The sequence below is a fragment of the Pseudoclavibacter sp. RFBG4 genome, assembly GCF_002931515.1.
In the GTDB taxonomy this organism is placed as follows: Bacteria; Actinomycetota; Actinomycetes; order Actinomycetales; family Microbacteriaceae; genus Pseudoclavibacter.
In genome coordinates this window covers 1-9,685 of the sequence record NZ_PSYC01000066.1, presented here as the reverse complement: position 1 = coordinate 9,685, position 9,685 = coordinate 1, and the positions used below count along the sequence as shown (strand labels likewise).

Genomic DNA, 9,685 nt, shown 5'->3' with positions numbered 1-9,685 from the left:
GGAGGGGAGAGGGGGCTAGGCGAGGGCCAGCTCGAGGGCGTCGAGCCATGCGCCCCAGTGGGCTTTCCACAGCTCGATCTCGTCGAACACCTGCAGCTTCTCGTGCGCGATCGCGAACTTCGTGCGCCCGTTCGGCGCCGCGTCGAACGTGAACAGGAGCCCATCGAACGGCTGCGCGTCGCGAGCGATGAGCACCTTGTAGGTCTTCGACGCGACCTTGGAGCGGAACTCCGTCTCGAAGCCGAGCAGCGCATCCCGCGCCGCGTCGTCAGCGATCAGCGCCCTGAGCACCTCGCGGTCGACGGGCAGCGTTCGCGAGCGGTTCGCCGTGAACGTGCCGTCCGGCATCTGCCCCGCCAGACGCCGGCCGGTCATGCGCTCGAAGCTGACCGCGATGCCCTGGCTCCACCAGCCGTTCTGCGCCGAGTTCGCCATGACCCACTCGACGATGCGCGGATGCGCCGCGTCGCGCCCCACACCCGCGTCGATCGCGTCGATCCAGTCGTCCCACCCCTGCCCGGTCTGGGCGCGGATCGCCGCGTCGGAGTGCATCGGCGGCGCCACCCACTCGTGCTTGGACGCCTCACCAGCACTCGCGGCGGCAGCCGAGGTGGATGCTGAGGCGGATACGGCGGTGGATGTGACGGGGGATGCGGCGGTGGCCGCCTTATCGCTCGGCTCGGCGCGTGCATCCGCCCCGCCACCGAGCAGTTCGGCACGTCGCGCGAGCGTCTCCTGGAGCCGCGCTCGCATCTCCGCGCCGACGGCCTCCGAAATCTCAGCAGGTGATTCCACGTCGCATCCCCTCGTCGTGACCCACCCTACCGAGCACGCCCCCGCCCGCGGCCGCCGGCCCTCAGCCACCAGCCACCAGCCACCAGCCACCAGCAGACTCAGCCGCTCAGCCCCTCAGCCCCTCAGCCGCTCAGACATGTGGGAAGTGCAGCTTCCCGCCCTCGGGAAGCTCCACTTCCCACATGTCTGCGTGGCGGCGAGGACCGCGCAGACATGTGCGGCAAGACGCGTGGGACAGCTCACGGAGACCTGCCGCCGGTCCTGGCGACCGCATTCGGATAACTGTCCGCAGCCAATTTGGCAGCGCTACTGGTAGCGCTGCCATTTTTGGGCTAGTGTCACGAAGCAAGCTGGCGAACAGCCCCGGATCTCGGTCAGAGGCCCTCCACCCCACTCACGCCGCCAGCAGCATCCGCCAGATTTCAAAGGAGAAATCATGCACACTCGTCGACCCAAATCGCGCTTCAGGATGGGCACAGCACTCGTCGCCACGGCCTCCGCCGTGGTCCTCCTCGCCGGATGCACGAGCGCACCGGCAGAAGGTGGCGGCGGTTCCGCAGGAGGCGAGGACGGCAAGTTCGTCATCGGCTTCCAGCAGCCCCTCGGCGGCCAGGCCTGGCGCGAGATGGGCCTCGCCTCCCTCCAGGCGCTCGCGAACTCCCCCGAGTACGTCGACAAGGTCGAGCTCAAGATCGTGCGCACCGACGACAACGACGCGGCCCAGCAGAACGCCGCCATGCAGAACCTCATCGCCGACGGCGTCGACCTCATCCTCTTCGACCCGGCCTCCTCCAGCGGCGCAGACCCGGCCATCGCGCAGGCGACCGCGCAGGGCATCCCCGTGATCGCCAACGGCGGGCCCTACGAGAGCGAGGACGTCTACACCGTCTCCACCGACTGGGCGAGCGCCGGCACCATCGGCGCCGAATGGCTGCTCGAGAACCTCACCGACAACAAGGACGTCGCGGTGCTCGAAGGCCTCGCCGGCGTTCCCCTCAACGAGGGCTCCATGCCGGGCGTCATCGACGCGCTCGAGGCCGGCGGCGCATCCGTCGTCGCCCAGGACACCAACGGCTGGAACGAGGCCACCGCGCAGGAGTCGATGGCCAACATCCTCCGCTCCAACCCGGACATCGGCGGCGTCTACTCCTTCCTCACGGGAGGTCAGGGCGTGGCCGAGGCCTACAAGGCCGCCGGGATCCCCTTCGTCCCCACCGTCGGCGGCTCCGGCTACAACGGCGAGGCCTGCGCCCTCGTCGAGTACGCCCCGGAAGGCTTCACGGGCAACATGATCTTCGGCCAGCCGTCGATCTACGCGAAGGGCCTCGAACAGGCCGTCCTGCTCCTCGAAGGCCAGGAGATCGAACGCGAGCAGTTCTTCCCGCCGCTCGAGATCACCACTGAGAACGCCGCCGACTACTGCCTCGAAGATCGCCCCGCGAACTTCCAGCTCGGCTACGACTTCCCCGGTCTCGACCTGAAGCTCGAGGACGTCATGGAGTACTACTCCGGGTCCTAGGGCACCGCGGCAGCCCTCACCAGCAGGGCTGCCGCCAGCTCTCACTCGAACCGATCAGCGAGGACACATCGAGTCATGAATGCAAGTGAAGTGGGCGCCGCGGACGTCGCCGCGGCGCCCGGGCAGACGGAAGCCACCCGGCCGGCACGCACCGGGAACGCGCGGTCTGGCGAGGCGCTCCTCGTCGCTACCGACCTGGTGAAGAGCTACGGCCCGGTCAAGGCCGTGCAGGGGGTGAGCTTCGTCTGCCACCCCGGCGAGGTGCTCGCCCTCGTGGGCGAGAACGGCGCGGGCAAGAGCACCGTCGCGAAGATGCTGGCGGGCGCGGTCACCCCCACGTCCGGCACCATCACGGTCGAGGATGCGCCGCTCGCCTCAGGGAGCGTGCGACTGTCGCGTCGTTCCGGCGTGCGCTGCGCGTTCCAGGAGCTGGCGCTCGTGCCCGAATGGACCGTCGCCGAGAATCTGAGCCTCCCGGACGGGGCGCCGCTGCGCGGCTTCTCGCAGAAGAAGGCGATCGGTGCGGCGAGCGCCCTGCTCGATTCGCTGGACCTCCCCCGGATCGACCCACGGGCGCTCGTCTCCGACCTCTCGCTCGCCAACCGGCAGCTCGTCGAGATCGCGCGCGCCTTCGCCGGCGAGCCGAAGCTGCTCATCCTCGACGAGGCGTCATCCGCCCTCACCCCTCCCGGAGTCGAGTGGCTGTTCACCCGCATCCGCGAGCTCACCGCACGCGGCGGCAGCGTCATCTACGTGTCGCACCGGCTCGGGGAGATCGCCGAGATCGCCGACCGCGGCATCGTGCTGCGCGACGGCGGCCTCGCGGGAGAGTTCTCGCGCGGCTCCTGGACCGACGACGAGCTCATCTCGCTCATGGCCGGCCGCAAGGCCGAGCGGTTCTTCCCCGACCCGCCCGCACGGACCCGCGAGGGCGACGTCCTCGACGTGGAAGGGCTGCGCGCCGAAGGCGTGCACGGCATCTCCCTCACCATCGGCGCCGGCGAGATCGTCGGCATCGGCGGCCTCGCGGGGCACGGGCAGGCTGAGCTGCTGCGCGCACTGTTCGGCGCATCCGCCGCCACGGCAGACTCGTGGACGATCGACGGCGAGTCCGTCACCCGCCTCACGCCCGTCCGCGGCGTGCGCCGCGGCCTCGGCTACGTGCCGGAAGACCGCAAGAAGGAAGGGCTCGCGCTCGAGCTCGGCGTCGGAGAGAACCTCCTCGCGCCCTGGTTCAAGGCCTGGCAGCTCGGCGGCAAGCCACGGCTCGCCCGCGAGCGCGGCTGGCTCGACGGCGTGCTCGCGGCCCTCTCCGTGCGAACGCGCGGCCCCCTCGAAGCGGCCGGCTCGCTCTCCGGCGGCAACCAGCAGAAGCTCGTCTTCGGCAGGTGGATGAACCGCTCCCGGTCCGTCATCCTGCTGCACGACCCCACGCGCGGCATCGACGTGCGTGCCAAGCAGGAGCTGTACGGCGCGATCGTCGACCTCGCGAAGCAGGGCGTCGGCGTCCTCTGGTTCTCCACCGAGGTCGAGGAGCTCGTGCACGTGTGCCACCGGGTGCTCGTGCTCTACAACGGGCAGATCACCGACGAGCTCGCCGATGAGCGACTGACCGCGGATGCGATCGTCGGCGCCGCTGTCGGCGTGACGGGCAGCATCCAGACCGTCTCGGCCGCCGAGCTCGAGGAAGCGGCGAGCGAAGCCGCGAAGACGCAGACGCGCGGCAGGGCAGCGCGCGAGAAGACATCGAGGAGCAGCAGATGACCGCCACCGTCACCCCGCCGCCGGCGCAGCCGGTCACCCGGGCCGTCGCGCGCCGACAGGGGCTCGTCAGGCTGCGACGCGAGGGCGCGTTCGCCCCCGCCGCGGCGTTCGTCGTGTTCCTGATCGTCTACCTCATCATCAACCCGGAGCTGCTCACGCGCTTCCAGCTGCAGACGGCCGCGAACCTCGTCGTGCCGCTCGCGTTCGTCGCGCTCGGCCAGCTGCTCATCGTGCTCGTCGGCGGCATCGACATCTCCATCGGCGCCATCATGAGCCTCTCCAACGTGGTCTTCGCGGCCCAGACCGAGGTCGTGCCCATCCCCATCGCCGTGCTCCTCGGCCTCGCGACCGGCCTCGCCTGCGGCCTCTTCAACGGATTCCTCGTCTCCTACGGGGGACTCCCCGCCATCGCGGTGACGCTGGCGAGCGCCTTCATCTTCGGCTCGCTCGCCCGCGAGGTCATGGACAGGCCGGGCGGCAACATCACCACCGAGTTCCACCTCGCGACGAGCGGCGAGGCGATCCCCTTCGTGCCCGTCGCCCTCGTCTGGCTGACCATCATCGCCGTGCTGCTCTGGTTCGTCCTGCAGCGCAGCGCCCTCGGCAGGCACATCTACGGCGTCGGCTCGAACATGGACAGCATCCGCGCCGCGGGCCTCAACGCGCGCCTCACGAAGCTCGCCGCCTTCGGCATCGCCGGCGTGCTCACCGCCACGGGCGCCATCATGCTCGCCGGCTCCACCATGACCGGCGACCCGCGAAGCGGCGACCCCTACCTGCTCTCCTCGATCGCCGCCGTCGCCCTCGCCGGCGCCAGCTTCACGGGCGGACGCGGCAGCATCATCGGCACCATCCTCGCCGGCATCACCCTCGGCCTCATCGGCAACCTGCTCTTCTTCGCAGGCATCAACTCGTACTGGCAGTACGTCATCTCGGCGCTCATCATCGTCTCGGTCGTGGGCATCCCCGTCGTCTGGCGAAAGCTGTCGTTCGCTCGGAAGGGAGCACGGTCATGACCGCAACAGTTCCGGCCGCAGTCGGCAATGCGGGGACGGCAGGCGCGGGAGCCCCCGCCCCCGGCGACCACGAGGTCGAGTACGCGCCGTCCAAGTCGCTGCTCGCTCGAGTCCCGCGCAGCGTGTGGCCGCTGGTCGCGTTCCTCGTGCTGTTCCTCATCGGCGGCATCATCCGCCCGAACCTCATCACGATCGAGTCGCTCATCGGCACGGCGACCTTCGCGATCATCCTCTCCATCGCCTCGTTCGGGCAGACGTTCGCCGTCATCCAGGCGGGCATCGACCTGTCCGTCCCCAACACGATCGCCTTCTCCGCGCTGTCGTTCCTCGCCATGGTCGGCCCCCTCGGCCCGTTCGGCGCCTTCCTCGGCGCGCTCCTCGCAGGCGCCGTCATCGGACTCCTCAACGGGCTCGTCATCGCGAAGCTCGGCCTCACCCCCATCGTCACGACGATCGCCATGAACGGCCTCCTGTTCGGCGTTATCCTGCTGCAGTTCAACTTCTCCGAGCTGACGCAGATCCCCGACTTCATCACGGCGATCACCTCCGCGCAGATCAGCGTCCTGGGCCTCTCCATGGCCGCGGTCCTCCCCCTCGGACTCGCGCTCATGGTCGTGCTGCAGCTCGTCCTCAGCTACACCGGATGGGGACGCTCCCTCTTCCTCGTCGGCGCGTCCCCCGAGACGGCGAGGCTCGCAGGCCTCCCCGTCGACCGCATCCGCATCACCGGGTACATCATCTCGGGGATGCTCGCCGCCTTCGCCGGCATGGTCATCGTCGGCTACTTCCAGCAGGCGTCCGCGACCATGGGCGACAGCTACCTGCTCTCCTCCGTCGCCGCAGTCGTCGTGGGTGGAGCATCCATCTTCGGCGGGCGAGGATCCGTGGTCGGCACGGTCGGCGGCGCGCTCGTGCTCGGCCAGGTCGCGACGCTCGTCACCGTCCTCAACCTGGGCTCCAACGTGCAGCAGCTCATCTACGGCGCCATCATCCTCGTCGTCATCTCGCTCTACGGGCGCAAGCGCGGCTAGCGCGCGTCCCGCCTCGCCGGCGCAGAATCGTGGCCTCCTGCTGTTCCCGCCCTCGGGAACGACAGGAGGCCACAACGCTGCCGAGGCGAGGCGACGGAGCCGACCCCAAGACCGAACCGGAAGCGCGTCGCCAGATTGCCATGTCTGGGCGGGGCAGCGAGCGGACCGCCAGGAGTCGCGTAGGGTCGGACACTGCCGAAGCCTCGCCGTCGTGCGTCGGCAGCTCCCGACCAGACGCGCATCAGCAATGACTTCACCCTCACCGCAGTCCAAGCAGCCGCCCGCCGCACCCAGCGCGCAGAGCGGCGCAGCAAGGGCCCGCTGGATGGACCTCATCCGCGGCGGCGCGATCCTCCTCGTCGTCCTGCTGCACGCCACCGCCATCCCATGGATGTTCGCCGGCATCAGCTCGGGCCGCGTCGTGAACGACGTCAACTCGTTCTTCGCCCCCTACCGCATGAGCCTGCTCTTCCTCCTCTCCGGGGTGCTGCTCACCCGCTCGCTCGCGAAGCCGCCAGGCACCTACTACTGGAACAAGGTCCGCACCCTCCTCTGGCCGTACCTCGTGTGGATGGTCATCGGCATGCTCACCGAGGGCTACACCGACCTGCGCGATCCGTTCTTCTGGATCCCCAACAACTGGCTGTGGTTCATCTTCTTCCTCGCGGTCTACTACGCCGTCGCGCCGCTGCTCGCCCGCATCCCCGGGACCTGGTTCGCCGTCGTGCCCGCCGTGCTGTGGCTCGCGAGCTGGCCGCTGCCCGACGGCGACATCTCCAACCTCACCTACTACGGCGGGTTCTTCTTCGCCGGCCACCTCTGCGTGCGCCTCGGCTCACGACTCTCCCGGTTCGAGACGCGCACCCTCATGTGGGTGTGCCTCGCCGTGGCGACCGGATTCGGGGCGTTCATCATCGCCGGCAACCGGGGCTACACGAACGCCATGACAGCCGGCTTCGACGCCCACCGCCTCGAGCTGCTCCCCGTCGTCATCGCCGGCATCGCCGGCACCGTCATGGCCGTGCGGCGAGCCACCGGTGCCCACACCGGCCAGAGCCACGACCGCGCCAGGTGGCTGCAGTACATCGGTCGCAACTCGGTGGTCTTCTACCTCGTGCACTTCCCGACGCAGGTGTGGATCACCAACATGCTCCTCGAGGCCGGCGTCACCAACCCCAACATCTCCCTGCCGCTCTGCTTCTTCGGCGCCCTCGCCGTCGCCTACCTCGCGTGCTGGCTGCGTCGCTTCCGCATCGTGGATGCACTCTTCGTGCTCCCGAAGTTCGCGAAGCGCACCGCCCCCGTCGCACCGCGAGCCTGAAGCACCTCCCCGTCCCGCCAGCAACCGCCACCGCCACCGCAGGAGAACGCCCCGTGTCGAACTTCGTGTCCCTCATCCGAGCCAGCACGCTCAGCGACGCCGCCGAGTACGCCTACGCCTCCGCCGTCGACCCAAGCGCCCGCCTCATCTTCCCCGCAGGCGCCTGCCCGCTCAACGATGACGGCACGACCGCCGCGATCGGCGACTACGCCGGGCAGGCGGCCAAGTGCGTCGACAACCTGCGCATCGCCCTCGCCGAAGCCGGGGCGGAGCTCAGCGACGTCGCCAGTACCCGCGTGCTCGTCGCCTCCACCTCGCAAGCCGACCTCGTCACCGCGTGGGAGGTCGTCCGCGACGCGTTCGGCGACCACGACGTCCCGAGCACCCTCCTCGGCGTCACCGTGCTCGGCTACGACCACCAGCTCGTGGAGATCGAAGCCGTAGCCGCCGTCGCCCCTGGGGCGTAACCGCTGTCGGCGTCCTCCTGAGCCGGTCGCTGGGGTTGCTCCCATCTGCGGTCAGCAGTATGGGCAGCGGGTGCGAGACGTGCACCCACCTGACAGGCGCGGACGGGCGCAATCCGCCCACCGTGCCGCCCGCGTATCGATCAAAGGAGATCGCCGTGTTCAAGAGCCCCTACCCAGACGAGCAGATCCCGAACGTCTCGGTCTTCGACTTCCTCTTCTCCGAGCTCAGCGAAGCGGATGCCGCCCGCATCGCGATCGTCGACGGCACCACCGGCGCCGAGACGACCTTCGGAACCCTCAAGCAGCACATCGAGCTCATCGCAGGCGCGCTCGCCGGGGGCGGGCTCGGAATCGGGGACGTCGTCGCCCTCCACTGCCCGAACGTGCCCGCCTTCGCATCGGTGTTCCACGGCATCCTCCGCTCCGGTGCGACAGCCACCACCATCAACGCGCTCTACACCGCGGAGGAGATCGAGACGCAGCTGCGCGACTCCGGCGCGAAGCTCCTCTTCACGGTGAGCCCCCTCCTCCAGCAGGCGCACGCCGGCGCCATCGCCGCCGGTCTCGAACAGGACGCGATCATCGTCCTCGACGGCGCAGAGGGCTACCACGACCTCCGCGAGCTGCTCGGCGCTGGCCTCCCCGCGCCCGAGGTGAGCTTCGACCCCGCCACGCACGTCGCCGTGCTCCCCTACTCCTCCGGCACGACGGGCAAGCCGAAGGGCGTCATGCTCAGCCACACGAACCTCGTCGCCAACGTCGTGCAGACCTACCCCGTCCTCGACGTCGAAGACGACGACGTCGTGCTGGCGCTCCTCCCCTTCTTCCACATCTACGGCATGACCGTGCTCCTCGACATCGCCATCAAGAAGCGCGCCCGACTCGTCACCATGCCGAAGTTCGAGCTCGGCGAGTTCCTCCGCATCATCGAGACGCATCGATGCACCTACCTCTTCATCGCGCCGCCCATCGCAGTCGCGCTCGCGAAGCATCCGCTCATCGACACCTTCGACCTGTCGAGCGTGCGGTCCGTCTTCTCCGGAGCAGCCCCCATCGACGCCGCCCTCATGAAGGCCGTCGCCGACCGCATCGGGACCCGCACGAGGCAGGGCTACGGGATGAGCGAGGCGAGCCCCGTCACGCACGTGCTCCCGCCGACGGAGACCGGCATGTCACTCGGGTCCGTCGGCGTGCCCATCGCCAACACCGAGGTGAAGCTCGTCTCGGTCGAGACGGGCGAGGAGATCGAGGCGACCGAAGACGGGCAGAGCGAGCCGGGCGAGATCTGGGTGCGCGGGCCCCAGATCATGCTCGGCTACCTCGGCCGTGACGACGCCACCCACGAGGCGGTCGACGGCGACGGCTTCCTGCACACCGGCGACATCGCCACGGTCGGCCCGCTCGGCGAGTTCACCATCGTCGACCGACTCAAGGAGCTCATCAAGTACAAGGGCTACCAGGTCGCGCCCGCCGAACTCGAGGCGCTGCTGCTCACGCACCCCGACATCACCGACTCGGCCGTCGTGGGTGCACTGGACGCCGACGGGCAGGAGATCCCGAAGGCATTCGTCGTGCGCCGCGAGGGCTCGCCCCTCGACGAGGCAGGCGTCGAGGCTTTCGTCGCAGGCCACGTCGCACCGCACAAGAAGGTGCGGGCCGTCGCGTTCATCGACGTCATCCCGAAGTCGACCTCGGGGAAGATCCTGCGCAAGGACCTCCGCGGCCGCTGACGCGCGGGCGCCCCCGCCCCCGCCCCCGCCCGCGCCCACGCC

At 69.6% G+C, this 9,685-nt stretch carries 8 protein-coding genes; 7 read left to right on the top strand and 1 reads right to left on the bottom strand.

Annotated elements, in window-relative coordinates; translation table 11 throughout:
• Positions 1–15: 15 nt before the first annotated feature.
• The gene (locus C5E10_RS18605; protein ID WP_104332924.1) at positions 16–795 is read right to left on the bottom strand and encodes a hypothetical protein; all 780 of its coding nucleotides are present in this window, start codon (positions 793–795) and stop codon (positions 16–18) included.
• Between the two features lie 436 nt (positions 796–1,231).
• Here C5E10_RS18605 and C5E10_RS18600 point away from each other — a divergent pair, with 436 nt between their 5' ends.
• The 7 genes from C5E10_RS18600 (at position 1,232) to C5E10_RS18570 (ending at position 9,643) form a co-directional block, all read left to right on the top strand.
• Positions 1,232–2,314 carry a substrate-binding domain-containing protein gene (locus C5E10_RS18600; protein WP_104332923.1) on the top strand — a complete coding sequence of 361 codons (1,083 nt, stop codon included), beginning with the start codon at positions 1,232–1,234 and terminating at the stop codon, positions 2,312–2,314.
• A gap of 75 nt (positions 2,315–2,389) precedes the next feature.
• Positions 2,390–4,078, top strand: a complete 1,689-nt coding sequence (locus C5E10_RS18595) for a sugar ABC transporter ATP-binding protein (RefSeq protein WP_104332922.1) — start codon at positions 2,390–2,392, stop codon at positions 4,076–4,078.
• Positions 4,075–5,094, top strand: a complete 1,020-nt coding sequence (locus C5E10_RS18590) for an ABC transporter permease (protein WP_104332921.1) — start codon at positions 4,075–4,077, stop codon at positions 5,092–5,094. Before C5E10_RS18595 ends, C5E10_RS18590 begins: the two co-directional genes overlap by 4 nt.
• On the top strand, positions 5,091–6,125 hold the full coding sequence (locus tag C5E10_RS18585; RefSeq protein ID WP_104332920.1) for an ABC transporter permease: 1,035 nt from the start codon (positions 5,091–5,093) through the stop codon (positions 6,123–6,125). Before C5E10_RS18590 ends, C5E10_RS18585 begins: the two co-directional genes overlap by 4 nt.
• A 247-nt stretch (positions 6,126–6,372) precedes the next feature.
• Positions 6,373–7,446, top strand: a complete 1,074-nt coding sequence (locus C5E10_RS18580; protein WP_104332919.1) for an acyltransferase — start codon at positions 6,373–6,375, stop codon at positions 7,444–7,446.
• 53 nt (positions 7,447–7,499) lie between these two features.
• Entirely contained in the window at positions 7,500–7,913 is a 414-nt protein-coding gene (locus C5E10_RS18575) for a RidA family protein (RefSeq protein ID WP_104332918.1), read from the top strand.
• A 155-nt stretch (positions 7,914–8,068) separates the two neighbouring features.
• Positions 8,069–9,643 carry an AMP-binding protein gene (locus C5E10_RS18570; RefSeq protein ID WP_219820421.1) on the top strand — a complete coding sequence of 525 codons (1,575 nt, stop codon included), beginning with the start codon at positions 8,069–8,071 and terminating at the stop codon, positions 9,641–9,643.
• Positions 9,644–9,685: the final 42 nt, after the last annotated feature.

What these genes read in the sequence shown, in the direction of transcription:
- C5E10_RS18600 (WP_104332923.1), top strand. Translation starts at nt 1,232, where the DNA reads ATGCACACTCGTCGACCCAAATCGCGCTTCAGGATGGGCACAGCACTC.
- C5E10_RS18595 (WP_104332922.1), top strand. Translation starts at nt 2,390, where the DNA reads ATGAATGCAAGTGAAGTGGGCGCCGCGGACGTCGCCGCGGCGCCCGGG.
- C5E10_RS18590 (WP_104332921.1), top strand. Translation starts at nt 4,075, where the DNA reads ATGACCGCCACCGTCACCCCGCCGCCGGCGCAGCCGGTCACCCGGGCC.
- C5E10_RS18585 (WP_104332920.1), top strand. Translation starts at nt 5,091, where the DNA reads ATGACCGCAACAGTTCCGGCCGCAGTCGGCAATGCGGGGACGGCAGGC.
- C5E10_RS18580 (WP_104332919.1), top strand. Translation starts at nt 6,373, where the DNA reads ATGACTTCACCCTCACCGCAGTCCAAGCAGCCGCCCGCCGCACCCAGC.